This window comes from Rhodococcus sp. YH3-3, assembly GCF_001653035.1.
Lineage (GTDB): Bacteria > Actinomycetota > Actinomycetes > Mycobacteriales > Mycobacteriaceae > Rhodococcus_F > Rhodococcus_F qingshengii.
Genome location: NZ_BCWH01000003.1, coordinates 515,119 through 533,665, shown reverse-complemented (window position 1 = coordinate 533,665; position 18,547 = coordinate 515,119). Strand labels below are relative to the sequence as shown.

Annotated in this window: 16 protein-coding genes and 1 pseudogene; 1 reads left to right on the top strand and 16 read right to left on the bottom strand. The window is 63.1% G+C overall.

All coding sequences use genetic code 11. The features are described 5' to 3' along the window. Nucleotides 1–51: 51 nt before the first annotated feature. From YH3_RS27770 to YH3_RS27745, 6 genes are all read right to left on the bottom strand, one after another. Nucleotides 52–1,746 (bottom strand): cutinase family protein, encoded by a 1,695-nt coding sequence (locus tag YH3_RS27770; protein WP_064444495.1) that lies wholly within the window; start codon nt 1,744–1,746, stop codon nt 52–54. A 181-nt stretch (nt 1,747–1,927) separates the two neighbouring features. Beyond that, the gene (locus YH3_RS27765) at nt 1,928–3,040 is read right to left on the bottom strand and encodes an alcohol dehydrogenase catalytic domain-containing protein (protein ID WP_193777214.1); all 1,113 of its coding nucleotides are present in this window, start codon (nt 3,038–3,040) and stop codon (nt 1,928–1,930) included. Between the two features lie 28 nt (nt 3,041–3,068). Beyond that, complete coding sequence (locus YH3_RS27760) at nt 3,069–4,427, bottom strand: pitrilysin family protein (RefSeq protein WP_003942169.1); 1,359 nt, start codon at nt 4,425–4,427, stop codon at nt 3,069–3,071. A 127-nt stretch (nt 4,428–4,554) separates the two neighbouring features. Then, the gene (locus tag YH3_RS27755) at nt 4,555–6,825 is read right to left on the bottom strand and encodes a polyribonucleotide nucleotidyltransferase (RefSeq protein ID WP_003942275.1); all 2,271 of its coding nucleotides are present in this window, start codon (nt 6,823–6,825) and stop codon (nt 4,555–4,557) included. Between the two features lie 452 nt (nt 6,826–7,277). After that, the gene (gene rpsO / locus YH3_RS27750; protein ID WP_007735061.1) at nt 7,278–7,547 is read right to left on the bottom strand and encodes a 30S ribosomal protein S15; all 270 of its coding nucleotides are present in this window, start codon (nt 7,545–7,547) and stop codon (nt 7,278–7,280) included. Between the two features lie 158 nt (nt 7,548–7,705). Continuing rightward, the gene (locus tag YH3_RS27745; RefSeq protein ID WP_003942148.1) at nt 7,706–8,686 is read right to left on the bottom strand and encodes a bifunctional riboflavin kinase/FAD synthetase; all 981 of its coding nucleotides are present in this window, start codon (nt 8,684–8,686) and stop codon (nt 7,706–7,708) included. Nucleotides 8,687–8,803: 117 nt separating this feature from the next. Between YH3_RS27745 and YH3_RS27740 the strand changes: the two genes are divergently transcribed. Next, a complete protein-coding gene (locus YH3_RS27740) occupies nt 8,804–9,550 on the top strand; it encodes a metal-dependent transcriptional regulator (protein ID WP_030535607.1) in 747 nt (248 codons plus the stop codon). 9 nt (nt 9,551–9,559) lie between these two features. Here the strand turns inward: YH3_RS27740 and YH3_RS27735 are convergent, their stop codons facing one another. The 10 genes and pseudogenes from YH3_RS27735 to infB form a co-directional block, all read right to left on the bottom strand. Beyond that, nucleotides 9,560–10,036, bottom strand: coding sequence for a GNAT family N-acetyltransferase (locus YH3_RS27735; RefSeq protein ID WP_064444493.1), 477 nt, complete (start codon nt 10,034–10,036; stop codon nt 9,560–9,562). Then, entirely contained in the window at nt 10,033–10,953 is a 921-nt protein-coding gene (truB, locus tag YH3_RS27730; RefSeq protein WP_064444492.1) for a tRNA pseudouridine(55) synthase TruB, read from the bottom strand. Before truB ends, YH3_RS27735 begins: the two co-directional genes overlap by 4 nt. A gap of 24 nt (nt 10,954–10,977) precedes the next feature. Then, on the bottom strand, nt 10,978–11,637 hold the full coding sequence (locus YH3_RS27725; RefSeq protein WP_003942126.1) for a 4'-phosphopantetheinyl transferase: 660 nt from the start codon (nt 11,635–11,637) through the stop codon (nt 10,978–10,980). A 13-nt stretch (nt 11,638–11,650) separates the two neighbouring features. After that, nucleotides 11,651–12,574, bottom strand: a complete 924-nt coding sequence (locus YH3_RS27720) for a metallophosphoesterase (RefSeq protein ID WP_058226293.1) — start codon at nt 12,572–12,574, stop codon at nt 11,651–11,653. Beyond that, nucleotides 12,559–13,882, bottom strand: a pseudogene (locus YH3_RS27715) (MATE family efflux transporter). The gene YH3_RS27720 and the pseudogene YH3_RS27715 overlap by 16 nt, the downstream one beginning before the upstream one ends. Nucleotides 13,883–13,892: 10 nt before the next feature. Then, complete coding sequence (locus tag YH3_RS27710; protein WP_064444491.1) at nt 13,893–14,885, bottom strand: bifunctional oligoribonuclease/PAP phosphatase NrnA; 993 nt, start codon at nt 14,883–14,885, stop codon at nt 13,893–13,895. A gap of 12 nt (nt 14,886–14,897) precedes the next feature. Next, a complete protein-coding gene (rbfA, locus tag YH3_RS27705; RefSeq protein ID WP_064444490.1) occupies nt 14,898–15,377 on the bottom strand; it encodes a 30S ribosome-binding factor RbfA in 480 nt (159 codons plus the stop codon). Nucleotides 15,378–15,494: 117 nt separating this feature from the next. After that, nucleotides 15,495–15,704 carry a hypothetical protein gene (locus YH3_RS36280; RefSeq protein ID WP_134930252.1) on the bottom strand — a complete coding sequence of 70 codons (210 nt, stop codon included), beginning with the start codon at nt 15,702–15,704 and terminating at the stop codon, nt 15,495–15,497. Between the two features lie 483 nt (nt 15,705–16,187). Next, nucleotides 16,188–16,478 (bottom strand): DUF503 domain-containing protein, encoded by a 291-nt coding sequence (locus YH3_RS27695; RefSeq protein WP_003942205.1) that lies wholly within the window; start codon nt 16,476–16,478, stop codon nt 16,188–16,190. A 113-nt stretch (nt 16,479–16,591) separates the two neighbouring features. After that, nucleotides 16,592–18,547 (bottom strand): translation initiation factor IF-2 (gene infB, locus YH3_RS27690; protein WP_064444489.1); only part of this gene is annotated, 1,956 nt, incomplete at its 5' end.

Sequence of the window (18,547 nt, the reverse complement as noted above, 5' to 3'; positions counted from 1 at the left end):
GATCGCAGCCTGTGACAGCGTTATTCGTGTGACGAACGCCGGCGAGAAGGATTACGGGTTCGGAACCGGCACCTTCGTCGTCGTGGTCGTCGACGCCACTGTCGTAGTCGGGGGCGCCGTCGTTGCATCCGTTCCCGCTACCGGTGTGGTCGGAACTGTCGACGTCGGCGTCACTGCCGCCGAACCCGTCGGAGTGGCAACCGCTCCCGATGTGACCGACGCCGATCCTGCCGCAGGCACCTGTGACGTGGTTGCGGGCGCTCCAGCAGATCCCGTGGAGCCAGTGGTCCCGGCCGGTGCCTGACCGGTTCCGGTGCCTTCAGCCACCGCGGCGTCGCCCTCAGCATTGCCGTCAGCCATGTAGGCATCGACAGCAGCACTGATCTGTTCCGGGGTCGGCTTCGCAGTTGTGTCGACGGGCTTTCCTTCCTTCGCCTGCTGGGCGAGGTAGGTGAGCCAGGCCGCTGCGTACTCAGCTGAAGTCAACGGCTTGCCGTTGGCCGCATCCGCATCTCGCCAGTAATCGAAGTGGTGTCCGACGTCTGGAGCGAGTGTCTGCTGGTAGGGGTCGCTCAAGATCACGGGAATCGTGTTCTGGTTGGTAGCAATCAGACCGACAATCTCCTTGAAAAGCTTCTGCGGCAGATATGCCAGCGGAGACACCTTGTCGGTGGACACCGTCTCGCCCTCGGCTACCGGCGCCGGCGCGGGTGTTTTTCCGGGCTTGTACTCCGGATCCGAGACCTTGAGCATCACCTGAAGGAATGTCTCGTCACTCTGCATCCAGTTGGGATTGGACGAAATGTCTGCGAACGCCTCGAAGACGATCTGGCCGAACACCACCGCGACGTCCTGACCGGTGGCCGGGTTCAGACCCTGCGCTTCGAGTTGGTCGATGTTCAACTGCCGACCGACATTTGCCGCCAAGATCAACAGAGAGATGTTGCTGGGAGCCGAGCAGGTGAAGTCACCGTCCGAGCAGAAGGACGCGACCTTGCCGTTCAGCTTGCCGAAACCTCCGGCAGTGCCGGGGAGTACACCTTCGCCAGGTGTCGCGGAGGTTCCGTTCTGGTACTTCGTATTGAAGTTATCCGGGTTCGTGAACGGATTCGTGGCACCGAGGAACGTGCCGTCGCCCGCTTCACGGCCTGCATCCGCCAGCATGACCACACCGACAACCTTGTCCGGGTCGACCCCGAACTCGTTGTTCTCCTGCGTACCGATGTCCATCGCGACGCGACGCACCACATCGGCGCCTTCGCTGTACCCGACGATCGAGAACTGAGTCTTCGGGCATTCCTTGGCGATGGCACTCATCACGGACTGCGTATTTGCAGCGCCGGCAGCGACGGCATCCTCGTAGGACGCCATGTTGGCCGGGTACGCGATGTACACAGCCGCGTACGAGCCGGGCTTGTTCGCGTTGACGGAGCCTGCCGGGTTGATCACCTGGTCGACGCGTTCACTCTTGTAGTCACCGGACAGCGCGGCCGGCAGCGGCTTCCCGTCGGCTCCCAGCAACATCTTCACCGTCGAAGCGTCCGGTGTGTCGTGTCGACCGGCAACCGCAATGCTGACCATGTCGTGACACTCGGTGACCGACGACGTCAATTGTGTCTCGATCGTGCGTGACTCCGGAGAGTCCACAGCGACCGCAACCGCGACCAGTGCGGCCACGCCGAGCGCTGCGGGCGCTACTGCACCCGCCAGTATTCGATGTCGCGAAAAGAACCCACGAACCGGCATATCTTCTCCCCAATCAGCTTTTGGAAAACGTACGACCGACCCCCGGGGCGTCACGCAACGTCATTCGAGTAGTCGTCCAGTACGAGAGGAGCGTTACAACGGGTAACGATTTTCCGCGGCGACTCGGGAGGGCATCGGGGGCGCAAACGCCTCATTTCCGCTGCATAACACCGACGTGCACCTACTCCGCGTCGAAGATAATGACCTGTCGGATTGCTTTTCCGTCGGCGAGTTCGTCCATGCCCGAATTGATGTCGGCCAATTCGATTCGCGAGGAAATGAGCTTCTCGACCGGCAGCTTCCCGTCGCGCCACAACTGCGCGTAGATCGGGATGTCGCGGGACGGGACCGCCGATCCCAGGTAGCTGCCGATGATGGTCCGCGCTTCGGCGACCAGTCCGAGAGGTGAGATCGACGAGCGCGCGTCAGGCGCCGGCAACCCGACCGTGACGGTCGTGCCACCCGCTGCCGTCGCAGCCACCGCTGTCTCGAAGGCCCGAGCATTTCCCGCGGCCTCGACGACGATGTCTGCGCGAGCGCCACTCTCGGACAGGCCGGACGGTGTGAAGACCTCGGTCGCGCCCAGTTCCAGCGCCTGAGCCAGCTTGGACTCCAGTGCGTCGACGCCGATGACGTTCTCGACCCCGAGTGCCCTCGCCGTCAGGATTGCGGCCATCCCGACGCCACCCAAGCCGACCACCATCACGGTGTCTGCCGGGCGAGGCTTCGCCGCGTTGAGGAGCGCTCCCCCACCGGTCAACACCGCGCAACCGAGTACGGCTGCAATTTCGGCCGGGATGTCGTCGTCGACGGGAACAACCGACTTGGCGTTGACCACAGCATGCGTCGCGAAACCCGAAACACCGAGATGATGTTTGACGTTCTCGCCGGAGCGCCGCAGTCGTTGCGCGCCACCGAGCAAACTGCCGTCGTTGTTGGCAGCGCTACCCACCGTGCAAGGCATCCGGCCGTCAGTGGCGCATCCCGCACATTCACCGCACCGCGGAAGAAAAGTCATCACGACGCGGGTGCCCACCGACAACGAATCAACTCCGTCGCCGAGTTCGATGATTCGACCTGCCGCCTCATGGCCCAACAACATCGGGACGGGTCGTACCCGATTCCCGTCGACCACGGAGAGGTCGGAGTGACAAAGCCCGGCAGCTTCGATCTTGACCAGGATCTCACCCGGGCCCGGGGATTCGAGGTCGAGTTCCGAAATCGAAATCGGAGTCGACTCTGCGAAGGGACGCTTCCGGCCGATCTCTTCGAGCACTGCACCACGGATCTTCAACTGCACACCCCGATTTCGATAGTTCGAACTACTTGCCCACGATCCCGCGTACCGACGCGGGGAGGTCACGAACCCGCTTGTACGGACCCACGACGGCGGCTGCAAACGGCCTCGTCAACAGCACCTGCGCCACCTCGAGCACCTCTTCGGAGGTGACTGCGTCGATGGTCGCGAGCGTCTGCGCAACACTGCGATGGTTGCCGTAGTTCAGTTCGCTGCGACCGATACGGTTCATGCGTGAGCCTGAATCTTCCAGTGCCAGAACCAATCCGCCGCGCAGCGATCCCTTGGCGCGGGCGATCTCGGCATCGGTGATTCCGTCCGTCGCCACGTTCGCGAGTACCTCGCGGATCACCGTGGCAACCTCCCCGAGGTTCTCCGGCTGGCAACCTGCATACACGGAGAACGCTCCGGTGTCCGCGAAGGTGTCGACGCCCGAATAGACGGAGTACGCAAGCCCGCGCTTCTCCCGAATCTCTTGGAACAGACGAGAACTCAGCCCACCGCCCACTGCGGCGTTGAGCACAGACAGCGCCCAGCGATGGCCCTCATGCCGGCCGAACGCGCGTACCCCGAGCGCAAGGTGGACCTGCTCGCTGTCGCGGTGGGTCAAGCTCAGTTCAGGCATCGTGCGCAACCGCAGAGTGCCTTCGCGCCGCGGCGCCGGCTTGACCCCGCGCTCGAGATGTCCGGCAAATGCACGGCGAGCGAGCGTCACTACCTGCTTGTGGTCGACGTTTCCCGCTACGGCCAGCACCATCCGCTGCGGTGTGTAACGCCGAACATGGAAGGAATGCAACTGATTGCGCGACATCGACTCGATCGATTCGACGCTACCGATGATCGGACGGCCGACAGGATGATCGCCGAACAACGCGGTCAGGAACGCGTCGCCGAGCAAGTCTTCCGGATCGTCGTCACGCATCGCGATCTCTTCGAGCACTACTTGCCGCTCGACGTCGACGTCCGCGGTTCTGCAACGCCCTCGCAGCACGACGTCGGCGACAAGGTCAACCGCCATCGGAAGGTCGTCGTCGATCACGTGCGCGTAGAAACAGGTGTGTTCCTTCGACGTGAATGCATTGAGTTCGCCGCCCACACCATCCATGACCTGCGCGATGTCCAACGCCGTCCGTGACGGCGTCGACTTGAACAGCAGGTGCTCGAGAAAATGCGCGGCACCGGCCACACTCGGCTGCTCGTCGCGCGAGCCGACTCCGACCCACACACCGACGGAGGCGGAACGCACACCGGGAATGAACTCGGTGACGACGCGCAGGCCGCCGGGAAGGACCGTGCGCTGTACTCCGGATTCGGGAGTCGCATCGATCGGCGATTTCAGCACAGCGCTGCGGCTGCGCGTGGTGTTGGGAGTGGTCTTTGCCATGAAAAGGTTCAGCAGTCCTCGGTGCAAGTGGTCAATCAGGTATCTACAGGCTCTGTGTCTACAGACAGTACAGATGCGGCCCCGCACGGAAATCCGCGCGGGGCCGCATCAGAGTACGAAGTGAGATCTACTCGGAAGCAGCCTCGTCGGCGGCCGGAGCGGCAGCCTCGTCGTTGCCCTCTTCGACCGGGATCAGCGAGATCTTGCCGCGAGCATCGATGTCGGCGATCTCGACGCGGATCTTGGATCCGACGTTGACCACGTCTTCGACCTTGGCAATGCGCTTACCGCTGCCCAGCTTCGAGATGTGCACCAGTCCGTCGCGTCCCGGCAGGAGCGAAACGAAGGCACCGAAGGCGGTGGTCTTGACGACCGTGCCCAGGAACCGCTCGCCGACCTTGGGGAGCTGCGGGTTGGCAATGGCGTTGATCATGTCGATCGCGGCCTGTGCAGACGGTCCATCGGTGGCGCCGACGAACACGGTGCCGTCGTCTTCGATGGAGATGTTGGCACCGGTCTGCTCGGTGATGGAGTTGATCATCTTGCCCTTGGGGCCGATGACCTCACCGATCTTGTCGACGGGGACCTTGATGGCCGTCACGCGGGGAGCGAACGGGCTCATCTCGTCCGGGGTGTCGATGGCTTCCGCCATGACCTCGAGGATCGTGGTCCGTGCGTCCTTGGCCTGCGAGAGTGCACCGGCAAGGACCTGCGACGGGATGCCGTCGAGCTTCGTGTCCAGCTGCAGGGCCGTGACGAAGTCCTTGGTACCTGCGACCTTGAAGTCCATGTCGCCGAAGGCGTCTTCGGCGCCGAGGATGTCGGTCAGCGCGACGTAGCGGGTTTCGCCGTCGACCTGGTCGGAGACCAGACCCATGGCGATACCGGCAACCGGAGCGCGAAGCGGCACACCGGCGTTGAGCAGTGCGAGCGTGGACGCGCACACCGAGCCCATCGAGGTGGAACCGTTGGAGCTCAGAGCCTCGGAGACCTGGCGAATCGCGTAAGGGAACTCTTCGACGCTGGGCAGAACCGGCATGAGAGCGCGCTCGGCGAGTGCACCGTGACCGATTTCGCGACGCTTCGGCGAACCGACGCGGCCCGTCTCACCGGTGGAGTAAGGCGGAAAGTTGTAATGATGCATGTAGCGCTTGGTGGTCTCGGGACCGAGCGAGTCGACCTGCTGAGCCATCTTCACCATGTCGAGAGTGGTCACACCCAGGATCTGGGTCTCGCCACGCTCGAACAGTGCGGAGCCGTGTGCGCGCGGGATGATCGCAACCTCGGCGGACAGCGAACGGATGTCCGTGACGCCGCGGCCGTCGATACGGAACTGATCGCGCAGGATGCGCTGGCGAACCAGCTTCTTGGTGAGCGAGCGGAACGCTGCTCCCAGTTCCTTCTCGCGGCCTTCGAAGTTGGGTGCAACCTGCTCGAGAACCTCGACCTTGACCTCGTCGGTCTTGTCGTCGCGTTCCTGCTTGCCGGCGATTGTCAGTGCGGCATTGAGCTTTTCGGACGCAGCAGCCTCGACGGCAGCAAAAACGTCGTCCTGGTACGCCGGGAAGACCGGGTAGTCACCCGTGGGCTTTGCAGCCTTGGATGCAAGTGCTGCCTGTGCAGCGCACAGGCGTGCGATGAACGGCTTGGCGGCCTCGAGGCCCTCGGCGACAATGGCCTCGGTCGGCGCCTGAGCGCCGTCGGCGATCTTCGCGATGACGTTGTCGGTGGCCTCGGCCTCGACCATCATGATCGCGACGTCGGCGTTGTCACCGCTACCGGAAACGACGCGGCCGGCGACGACCATGTCGAAGACGGCGTTCTCGAGCTGATCGACCGTCGGGAATGCAACCCACTGGCCGGTCTTGTTCTCGTCCGAGACGATGAGTGCAACGCGCACGCCACCGACGGGTCCGGAGAACGGCAGGCCGGCGATCTGCGTCGACGCGGAAGCGGCGTTGATGGCCACGACGTCGTACAGATCCTGGGGGTTGAGGCTCATGACCGTGACGACGACCTGGATCTCGTTACGGAGACCGTCGACGAAGGACGGGCGCAGCGGCCGGTCGATGAGGCGGCAAGTCAGGATCGCGTCGGTGGAGGGGCGTCCCTCACGACGGAAGAACGAACCGGGGATGCGGCCCGCTGCGTACATGCGCTCTTCGACGTCCACCGTCAGGGGGAAGAAGTCGAAGTGCTCCTTGGGGTGCTTGCTGGCGCTCGTGGCGGACAGCAGCATGGTCTCGTCGTCCAGGTAAGCAACGACGGCGCCGGCGGCCTGCTGAGCAAGGCGTCCGGTCTCGAAACGGATGGTGCGGGTACCGAAGGACCCGTTGTCGATCACGGCGGTGGATTCGAACACGCCTTCGTCGACCTCTACTACGGAATTCTCTGTCATTCTTTTCTCTTCACTTCCCTCTCGTCTTCGCCGTACCCGCGCGGGCGTTTCCACCCTCCTGGTGGAAACTGCGCACCGAGGGACGTCCCCCTCTTGAATTGCAGACGCTCCTTGCGATGCGAGCGATTTCTGCTTCGGGACGTCACGACGTTCGGGCGGCCGTCGATCGAAGTCCGCCGGAGCTTTCGGGCACTTGCCCGGTCCGGAGAACCACTACCGACAACCGACACCACGTTCTCTGGTGCATACGGTGTGCTGGCTGCGTACTGCACAACTGCGCCTAGACAACTGCGCCTGGACAACTGTGCATAGCGCCGACAGCGGAAACTGCCTTGCGGCAGCTAACGCCGAAAGCCAGCGAAGCCCAGTATATGCGTGGCTTCGCCGGCTGACGGAGTGTTCGGCAAACCGAAGCATGCCGTGTTGCTTTCGATCAGCGTCGTGAGAAAAATCTAGCGACGCAGGCCGAGACGCTCGATGAGCGTGCGGTAGCGAGCGACGTCGGTCTTTGCCACGTACTTCAGCAGACGACGACGGCGACCGACCATCAAGAGCAGTCCACGACGCGAGTGGTGGTCATGCTTGTGGGTCTTGAGGTGCTCGGTGAGATCGGTGATGCGCTTGGTGAGCATTGCCACCTGAGCTTCAGGCGATCCCGTGTCGGTCTCGTGCAAGCCGTACTCGCCGAGAACGGCCTTCTTTTCTTCCGTGGTCAATGCCACTTGATTCACTCCTGTGATGACGTTTGCGTGAAAGGAACTAGATCGGGCGCGGCCACCGCAAACCGCAGCACGCACCGAGAGAAGATCCTACCAGCAGCAATGAGGCGCTCTCGCCCACCTGGAGCGAATGTGGCGGCCGCCACTGACACAGGAGGAACTCAACCGACGCTGCGCTCTGCATCCTCACTCAGAATCCGGCGTGCGCGTTCGACATCTCGGTTCATTGCCGTGATGAGCGACTCGATCGAGTCGAACTTCTCCATACCGCGAATCCGCGAAACCAGGTCGACCGCGACGTGTTGTCCGTACAGGTCAGCTTCGGTGTCGAGAACGTATGCCTCGACGGTTCGGGTCCGGCCGGAGAAGGTCGGATTGGTACCCACAGACACCGCGGCTTGGTATCGGCGACCGGGAACGACGGTTCCGAGTTCCTCGCCGGCACCGAGCACCGTGAACCACGCCGCGTACACGCCGTCGGCCGGAATCGCCGAAAACATCGGCGGTGCAACGTTGGCCGTCGGGAACCCCAACTCGCGTCCACGCTTGTCACCGTGGACGACCACACCTTCGACACGATGTGGACGGCCCAGAGCTTCGGTAGCCGCTTCCATGTCGCCTGCGTCGACGCACGAGCGGATGTAGGTCGACGAGAACGTCACCGCATGCTCGGCGAGCAGCTGGACGCCGTCGACGGCAAAGCCGAAGCGAGCGCCCATTTCACGAAGAAGATCGACATTGCCGAGCGCCTTCTTGCCGAAGGTGAAGTTGTCCCCCACCACGACCTCGGCGACATGTAGACGTTCGACGAGAATCTCGTGGACGTAGCGCTCCGGCGTCAGCTTCATGAAATCAGCGGTGAACGGCATCACGCAGAACACGTCGATGCCCAGATCCTGAGCCAATTCCGCACGCCGTTGCAGCGTCGTCAACTGGGCTGGATGACTACCCGGCCGCACAACCTCCATGGGATGCGGGTCGAACGTCATCAACACGCTCGGAACACCACGTTTGCGGGCAGCGGTAACCGCTCTCGCTATCAATTGGGCATGCCCACGATGCACACCGTCGAACACACCGATAGTGAGCACACAACGACCCCAATCGGCCGGAACTTCGTCGAGACCACGCCATCTCAGCACGATTGGCAGCCTACGGGTCCACCGGCGGCGGGTCACGTTCGGACCCGCCCAGCGAATCACCGCTGTGCTGCCGCTCACGTACGGAAGTTCCGGATTTCGTAGCCTAAGCTAAGCGTTGTGGCAGCTCACAAGACCGGAACCTCGGAAGCATCATCGACGTCGGACGGCGACAGCACTTCGGCGCACGACGCGGCAATCGACACGCTCGCACTCTCGTCGGTGGCCCAGGACTACCTCAAGGTCATCTGGACTATCCAGGAGTGGTCCCACGAGCGGGTTTCCACCAAGCTCCTGTCCGAGAAAATGAGCGTCTCGGCCTCGACGGTGTCCGAGGCGATCCGCAAACTCTCGGACCAGGGCCTGGTCGATCACGCCCGCTACGGATCCATCGCCCTGACCGACAGCGGCCGCGCCGCCGCCGTCTCCATGGTCCGGCGCCACCGGTTGATCGAGACCTATCTGGTTCAGGAACTCGGATACGGCTGGGACGAAGTCCACGACGAGGCCGAAGTCCTCGAACACGCCGTTTCCGATCTGATGATCTCGCGGATGGACGCCAAACTGGGCTTCCCCGAACGTGACCCGCACGGTGATCCCATTCCCGCCACCGACGGTTCGGTGCCGACTCCCCCGGCCCGCCAGCTCAGCGACTTCGCCAACGGTGAGCGGGGCCGCGTTGCCCGGATCTCCGATTCCGATCCCGAAATGCTCCGGTACTTCGATTCCGTCGGCGTCAGTCTCGATGTCGAGATCACCGTCGAGGAGCGCCGCGATTTCGCCGGGACAGTGTCCGTTCGACTCGGCGACAGCCCCAACACCATCGACTTGGGAAGTCCAGTCGCTCAAGCAATTTGGCTCGTCTAGCCGAGGTAGTCAAAGCGGCAGTCGGTATCGGCGTTCCACGGGCCGGACGCCGTCGGTCCGGGTCCAGTCGGCGAGCCTCTCGTCGACGTACACCCACCCTCGACGCTCGTACAGTGCGATCGCCGGCAGAGCGTCGTCGACGACGTCGAGCGCCAGTTCCAACCGACTCTCGGCTGCGAAATCCGTCACGGCGTCGAGTAGCGCATCGCTGAGGCCGTTTCCACGTGAGCCAGGATGAACGAACAATCGCGACACGGCTATCGATCCCGCGGTTGTGGGCGCACCTGCGACCTCGCTGTCGACGGCCACATGACCGACAACACGACCGTCGCTCTCACCGACCCACGCCTTCACCACCGTGGGCGAACTGAGCCAGCGGTGCGGGTTCTGCGGCCACGTGTTCGGATATCCGTCGCACTCGTGGACCTGTGCCAGCGCATCGACGCAACCGTCGAGGTCGCCGTCGACACGCTCGCGGACGATCACCCGCGAAGCGTCGCCGGTCGCACGACCATCACCGAACTGGCGCGTCGACCCTTCTCCTGCAGAAGCGCAATCGTGTGACCGGTGGGATCGATCGCCGCACAGATCCCTTTCATCCCGATCGGCTCGAGCCAGCGCCCTTGGCTGATCGCCTCGGCTTCCTCCGCCGTGATCTGCCGATGCGGAAAGGCTGTCTGCGCGGCCTGATCGATGTCGAGGCTCACACCCGGCTGCTGCGCCAGATCTTCGAGCGTGCGCGCATGTTCGAGAGTGAACGGCCCGACGCGGGTGCGGCGCAATGCCGTCAAATGACCGCCGACGCCCAATTCACGACCGAGGTCGCGGGCGAGCGAGCGGATGTACGTACCGGACGAGCACTCCACGTCGACGTCCAGATCGACGAATCCTCCCGGGACATTTCGCCGCGCCAGAACCTCGAAAGTCGACACCGTTACCGGGCGAGGCGCGAGTTCGACGGTTTCTCCGGCTCGCACCAGCGCGTGTGCGCGCTGACCGTCGACCTTGATAGCACTCACGCTCGCCGGGATCTGCTTGATGTCTCCGGTCAGCGTGGCCACGATCGCCGCGATCTCCGCGTCCGTCACTTGCGATGCGTCTGTGGAAGTCAGGACCTCACCCTCGGCGTCGTCCGTGTCCGTCGCTGCACCGAGGCGAATGGTCGCCGAATACGCCTTGGTGGTCAGCGCCAGGAGTCCGAGCAACTTGGTCGCACGCTCCACACCGAGAACAAGGACGCCGGTCGCCATGGGATCCAGCGTCCCGGCGTGTCCCACCTTCCGGGTGTTCAACAACTTGCGGCACCGAGCGACCACGTCGTGGCTGGTGATACCCGCCTCTTTGTCGACAATCAGAATTCCGGCGCCGACAAGACCGGAGGAAGGCTTTTCACGAGCTGACACGTGTGCCGATTCTGCCAGTCGCGCTCACTGCACCGAAATTGCCGTCAGGATGAGTCCGTCCGACACCAACCACCTGCCGTCGAAAGAGGTGAGCGGCGGACCGGACGTCGCCTCACCGGGGACCAGCAGACGCGAGTTGAAAGTGCCGGACGTTTCCGACTCCGCCTCGAACGTGATGTGGGCGTCCTCGAAACCCAACCAGCGCCCGGTGAGCGGAAACCACGCCTTGTACGTGGCTTCCTTCGCGCAGAAGAGCACTCGATCCCAGTGCACCGGACCGCCGGTTTCCTGAGTGTCCAACCACGTTCGTTCCGCCTCGATGCTGACCGCGGGCAATACCCCGTCCGGCAGCGGGCCGTGCGGTTCGGCATCGATACCGAGTGAGCGGACCTGCATGGAGTACGCCAGGACAGCGCCGCGGTAGCCGTCGCAATGGGCGAGGCTCCCGACCACTCCCTGCGGCCAGAGCGGCGCACCACGCTCACCGCGCATGACAGCGGCAGACGGAACACCGAGCTTGCCCATCGCCTGACGCGCAAGGTGCCGGGTGGTCACGAACTCACGACGACGCTTCTCGACCGCGCGGCCGATCAACGCCTCCTCACTGGGGTGCGGAACCAGACCGGGCGGATCCACGAAGGCCTCGGCCGTCGCAACTCCACCGGGAAGAATCTGTTCGATCACGTAGCGATACCTCTCAGCGTCCGGCGCGCATGCGCTCGACTTCGGCTTCCTGCTCCGGCGTGACCTTGAAGTGGCCACCCCACTTGTTGAGCGTTCCCGGCGGGTACTCCGGAACGGGAAGAATCTGACGCAACAACTTCTCCGGCAGTCCACGCCGACGCCACTCCCGCGGGTATCCGAGTGAGACTTCCTCGAAGCGGACGCCGTCGTAGTACGTGGTTCGAGGGATGTGCAGGTGCCCGTACACCGAGCACACCGCGTTGTACTTCACGTGCCAGTCGGCGGTCGCGGTGGTTCCGCACCACAGTGCGAACTCCGGATACATGAGTACGTCCGTCGGCTGCCGGACCATCGGGAAATGGTTCACGAGAACGGTTCTTGTTCCTTCGGGAAGCGCATCCAACCGCGCCTGGGTGTACTCGATCCTCGCCCGGCACCATGCGTCGCGCGTCGCATACGGCTGCGGTGAGAGTAGGAACTCGTCGGTGGCGACGACGTTCTTGTCACGCGCGATCTCGAGCCCGTGTTCCTTGTCTCGCGCACCTTCCGGCAGGAAGGAGTAGTCGTAGAGAAGAAACATCGGGACGACCGTGACCGGTCCCTCGTCTCCCTCCCACACCGGGAACGGGTCCTCGGGTGTGATGACGTCGAGTTCGCGGCACATGTTGACCAGGTACTCGTAGCGCGGCGCTCCGTGAATCTGAACCGGATCCTTGGCGGTCGTCCACAGTTCGTGGTTGCCCGGAATCCAGATGACCTTTGCGAATCGGCTGCGAAGGAGCTTCAACGCCCACCGAATGTCGTCAGTTTTCTCGGAAACATCTCCGGCGAGAATGAGCCAGTCGTCAGGCGAATCCGGAAACAGTTCCTCCGTCATCGGCTTGTTGCCGTTGTGACCGACATGAATGTCGCTCACCGCCATCAGCTTTGCTGCCACGATCCCTCTGCTTCCTCAGTTGAACTTCCGCGCTTCGCCGTCGCCGGACCTGTCACGGCCCACTTGCCGGAAAACGCTCGCCACGACACCGCGACCATCCGAAGTACTACGAACACGGTAAGCCCTGCCCAAATTCCGGCCAGCCCCCAGTCGTAGGCGAGAGAGAGCCAGATCGCGGGCAGAAACCCGAGAACGGCGCACAGCATGGTCGCGTTGCGCAGAAACACCACGTCCCCGGCGCCGAGTAGAACACCGTCGAGTGCGAAGACGATTCCCGCCACCGGCATGATCGCGACGAAGAACCACCATGCGATCGACATCTGACCGAGCACCTCGGCGTCGGACGTGAAGAGTCCGGGGATCACGGAGTGGCCGGCGGCGAAGAAGATCGCGAGCACCACGGCAAATACCGTCGACCATGCGGTGATCCGCCAGGTCATCCTTTTCGCCGCGGCTGCGAATCCACCGCCGAGCGCCGCTCCGATCAGCGTCTGAGCTGCGATCGCCAAGGAATCGAGAAGGAGCGAAACCAGGTTCCACAGTTGGAGGACGACTTGGTGTGCACCGACTACAGCCGCACCGAACCTCGACGCCACTGCAGCCGCGGAAACGAAACACGCTTGGAATGCGAGGCTGCGCAGAATCAGGTCACGGCCCATCAGCATCTGCGCCCGCATGATCGCAAAATGTGGTCGAGCCGAAACCGGTTCACGAAAGAGCGCCCAGGCGAACAGCACACCCGAAATACTCTGGCCCACCAGATTCGCAACAGCTGATCCTTCGAGTTCCAGACGCGGAGCACCGAGCAAGCCATGCACCAGAATCGGACACAACACCGCCGAAATACCCAGGCCGACAAGGACGAACCGCAGCGGTCGCACCGTGTTCTGAACCCCGCGCATCCAGCCGTTGCCGGCCAGGGCCACCAGGATGAGTGGAACACCCAACACCGCTATCCGGAGCCAACTTTCCGCAGCCGCGGCGATGTCGGGAGTCCCGGCCACCGCCGAAGTCACCCACCGCGTCGCGCTCGCGGCCCGCCCCGTGAAGCCGTGCGGCCCGCGCCGTGGTGCCGTACGACAAGAAGGTCAGCTGCGTACTCACCAACGACAGGATCAGACCACCGACTGCCAATCCGGCCAGCGGAAGCGCCCCGAGTCGGCCGACCACGGCGATGTCGAACAACAGATAGAGGGGTTCGGCCGCCAGTACCCCGAGTGCCGGAAACGCCAGGGAAAAGATTCGACGCCCAGTGACGTCGAAATCAGCTGCCGAAGATCCCGCCGAGGTGGCGTCAGATTCGCTCAATGCCGCGGATTCAGCCGAGTGCCGCGACGAGCGCGGCAACAATCTCGTCGCTGGAACTGGTCGACGTGTATCCGGCCGACAGCCGGTGCCCGCCGCCACCAAGACTTTCAGCGACCGCCGACACGTCGATCGCCGACTTTGCACGCAACGAGATCGACCAGCTTCCGGAAACCGACTCTTTGAGTACTGCGGCAACTTCGGCTTCCGAAGTGGTTCGCACGATATCGACGACGCTCTCGATCTCCTCGGAGCGAAGATCGCCGATGTCACTGCGTCGGATGACCGCGTACACCAGCCCACGGCCGTCCGCGGCTTCCGGGACCAGCACCGCGGACCCGAGTACCGAAGCCAGCATCGGCAACCACCCGAATGGATGGGTGTCGAGCAGCCTTCGCGCAATCGCGTCGCCGTCGATGCCGGTCGCCAGCAAACGCGCCGCGAGCACGTGCGGAAGCGGACCTCCCCACCGGAAGGAGCCGGTGTCGGTGACCAGTCCGGCATAGAGACAGTGCGCGATATCGCGATCGATCGCGACTCCCCACGCATCGAAGAATCGTGCGATGAGCGCCGTCGTCGAAGCCGCGGCTTCGTCGACGACGTTGATACTTCCGAATTCGGAATTGGAGCGATGGTGATCAAGGACGATCGTGCGATTCGCGCCGGCGAGTCGACTCGACAACTCACCGAGACGGCCCTCGCTGCCGACATCCACCGTCACCAGTACATCGACACTTTCCCGAACATCAGTGGGCGCCACGAGCAAGTGGAGACCGGGGAAATCGCGCATCGACTCGGGCAGCGCCGACGGCCGACTGAACGCGACCTGCACCGAAATGCCCCGACGCTCGAGAACGAGACCGAGCGCAAGTCCGCTGCCGATCGTGTCCGCATCCGGCTGCACATGGCAGAGAATTGTCACCGTGTGTGCCGATTCGAGAACCTCGGCCACCTGAGCGAACTTCGCCTCGCAGGGGTCGACGTCCGAAAGTGCGGTGATCGTCATTCTCGGTGCGCGTCAGTCGGCTTCACGAACATCTGGCAACGCCTCGTCTTCGTCCGAAGCCACTCGCGGCTCCTTGTACGGATCTGCATCTCCGGCCGGCTGTGCATTCTCACGCGCCTTGGCGACCTCGTCGTCGGCGGCCTTGGCACGGGCCAGCAGTTCTTCCATATGACGCGCGGTGTCGGGAACGGTATCGGCGACAAACGTCAGAGTCGGTGTGAAGCGAACTCCGGTTCCGGCACCGACCTTCGAGCGCAGAACACCCTTTGCCTTCTCGAGACCTGCGGCGGCGGCTTCCACATCGGGTGCGGAATCGACCTTCTCGCCCATGACTGTGTAGTACACCGTCGCGTCGTGCAGATCGTTGGTGACCTTGGTGTCCGTGATGGTCACGAATGCGAGTCGCGGATCCTTGATCTCGTGATCGATCGCGGTCGCGACGATGGTTCCGATACGCTTTGCCAACTTGCGTGCCCGGGCTGGATCTACCATGACTGTCAGTCTCCTCTACCTGGCCACTCGAATCGAGGTGACTCGATCGATCAAAGTTCTGGTTAACAAGAATTATTACCGACAACAGTCTCGTCCATCGGCTACCCGGCAACCAAATCACCATCCACCCGCGCCTGCCGAACCCACAGCACAGACCGATCGCCCTTTTGTTGGTAACGTCCGGTCGATGACGCGATCAAGAATCACCGCATCGATAATTTCCGGAGGACTCGTTGCGACTGCACTACTTTGCTCGCCGGCAATCGCGTCGGCCGACCACAGCGAGTTCACACCGCTTCCATTGACATATTCGTTGGGAAGGAACAACACCCTTCCTTGTAGCGGACAACTCACGGGCTACGTCCAAACCCCGCACGACCGTCCAGGCATTGCAGTCGTTTCAGTCTCCTGGACTTCCTTTTTCGACAGCCCGTGTTCGATCACCGCCTACGTCAATTATTCGAACCGCGACACTCGCACCGGTGGAACGAGAGCAATCGACTTGACGCACATCTCTGACGGATCCGGTTCGCTGCGGGGTGAATCGAGCCGCCAGATATCCATTGAGGTCGGGGCGGGCAACGCGGGCCTCAATCTGACCAGCGAATCGCTCACATCAACCTTGATCGATCCGGGCGCGTCTACCGTGCGGTTCGTAGTTGCATGAAGTAGTGCGCCGCCTACGGGGAAGTCCTCGCCAAGGGCGCCCCGCGAATCACGCGCTTCCTCACCGGAGCCGAATCCCTTGCCGACGAACTCGATTCGTTACGGCGTCTGGAAGAGTGGCTAAGCGACACAGATCGGTGACGCTCAGTCTTCCGGGCCGAAAATTCGCCTTCGCACAGCCAGCAACTGAATCTCCGGACGCTCGGCGACCGCCCGCTCACAATGATCGAGAACGTCGTGCAGGTGATCGACGGACGAACTGACCACACCGACTCCCACGAGCGCACGACGCAGGCGTCCCTGCTCCCCCGCCTCCGCTGCACTCACGCCGAATCGACGGAGTTCCGTCAGGATCGGCGACAGCATCGAACGCTTTTCCTTGAGTGAGTGGACATCGCCGAAAAGGATGTCGAACTCCAGTGCCCCTACAAACATTTTCCCCCTAGACAGAGCCGAATGGACTCTCTCGGACTTGTATGTTCAAGTCCGAGAGAGTCCATGTCAGCTAGTACTCACGTGCGTCCGCCCCAACGCCCGTGTCGACATAATCAGTCGCGCGGCTTCTCGCGAAGCTCGTAGCACTCGAGAACGTCACCGATCTTGATATCGGAATAGGTGACGGTCAAACCACATTCGTAGCCTTCGCGAACCTCGGTAGCGTCTTCCTTCTCCCGCTTGAGCGAGGAGATGGTGACCGTCTCGGCGATGACCTTGCTGTCGCGGATGAGACGTGCCTTGGCGTTGCGACGGATGCTGCCCGACGTGACCAAGCAACCGGCAATGTTGCCGATCTTGGACGAACGGAACATGGCGCGGATCTCTGCCTTGCCCAGCTCGACCTCTTCGTACACCGGCTTGAGCAGACCCTTGAGTGCCTTTTCGACCTCGTCGATGGCCTGGTAGATCACCGAGTAGTAGCGAATGTCGACGCCCTCGCGGTTCGCCAGCTCCGTTGCCTTGCCTTCGGCGCGGACGTTGAAGCCGATGATGATCGCGTTGGACGCAGCAGCCAGGTTGACGTTGGTCTCCGTGATGCCACCGACACCGCGGTCGATGACGCGCAACTGCACCTCGTCGTCGATCGGAATTCCGAGGAGAGCCTCTTCGAGGGCCTCCACGGTTCCCGAGTTGTCACCCTTGAGGATCAAGTTCAGCTGTGAATGTTCCTTCAGAGCTGCATCGAGATCGTCGAGGCTGATGCGCTTACGACTCTTCGCTGCAAGCGCGTTGCGCTTACGTGCGTTGCGACGGTCCGCGATCTGACGAGCGATACGGTCCTCGTCGACCACGAGCAGGTTGTCGCCTGCACCGGGGACCGACGTGAAGCCGATGACCTGGACCGGACGTGAAGGCAGTGCCTCGTGGACGTCCTGACCGTGCTCGTCCACCATGCGGCGGACGCGGCCGTAAGCATCGCCAGCAACGATCGAGTCGCCGACCCGCAGCGTTCCGCGCTGAATGAGCACGGTAGCGACGGGGCCGCGGCCACGGTCGAGGTGCGCCTCGATGGCAACACCCTGAGCGTCCATGTCCGGGTTGGCGCGCAGATCCAGGGAAGCGTCGGCCGTCAACAGCACTGCTTCGAGCAGTGCGTCGATGTTGAGACCCTGCTTCGCCGAGATGTCGACGAACATGGTGTCTCCGCCGTATTCCTCGGCCACCAGTCCGTACTCGGTGAGCTGCTGCCGGATCTTGTCCGGGTTCGCGCCTTCCTTGTCGATCTTGTTCACCGCGACCACGATCGGCACGTCGGCCGCCTGGGCGTGGTTGATCGCTTCCACCGTCTGCGGCATGACGCCGTCGTCGGCTGCGACAACAAGGATCGCGAGGTCGGTGGCCTTGGCACCACGAGCACGCATGGCCGTGAAGGCCTCGTGACCGGGGGTGTCGATGAACGTCACGAGACGCTCGTTGCCCTCGAGCTCGGTCAGCACCTGGTAGGCACCGATGTGCTGCGTGATGCCGCCGGCTTCGCCCTCACGGACATTCGCCTTACGGATCACGTCGAGCAGACGGGTCTTACCGTGGTCGACGTGGCCCATGACGGTGACCACAGGCGGACGGGACTCGAGGTCCTCTTCTCCGCCGGCGTCCTCGCCGTAGGTGAGGTCGAAGCTGTCGAGCAGCTCGCGATCCTCGTCCTCCGGGCTGACGACCTGCACGACGTAGTTCATTTCGCCGCCGAGCAGCTCCAGCGTCTCGTCGTTGACCGACTGAGTTGCCGTGACCATCTCACCGAGGTTGAACAACGCCTGCACGAGTGCTGCGGGGTTCGCGTCGATCTTGTCCGCGAAGTCCGACAGAGACGCGCCGCGAGCGAGACGGATGGTCTCGCCGTTGCCGCGTGGCAGCCTGACGCCGCCGACTGCGGGAGCCTGCATGCTTTCGTACTCGGCGCGCTTCGCCCGCTTCGACTTACGTCCACGGCGAACTGCTCCGCCGGGACGACCGAATGCACCTGCCGCTGCGCCGCGCTGACCGGGACGGCCACCGCCGCCGGGACG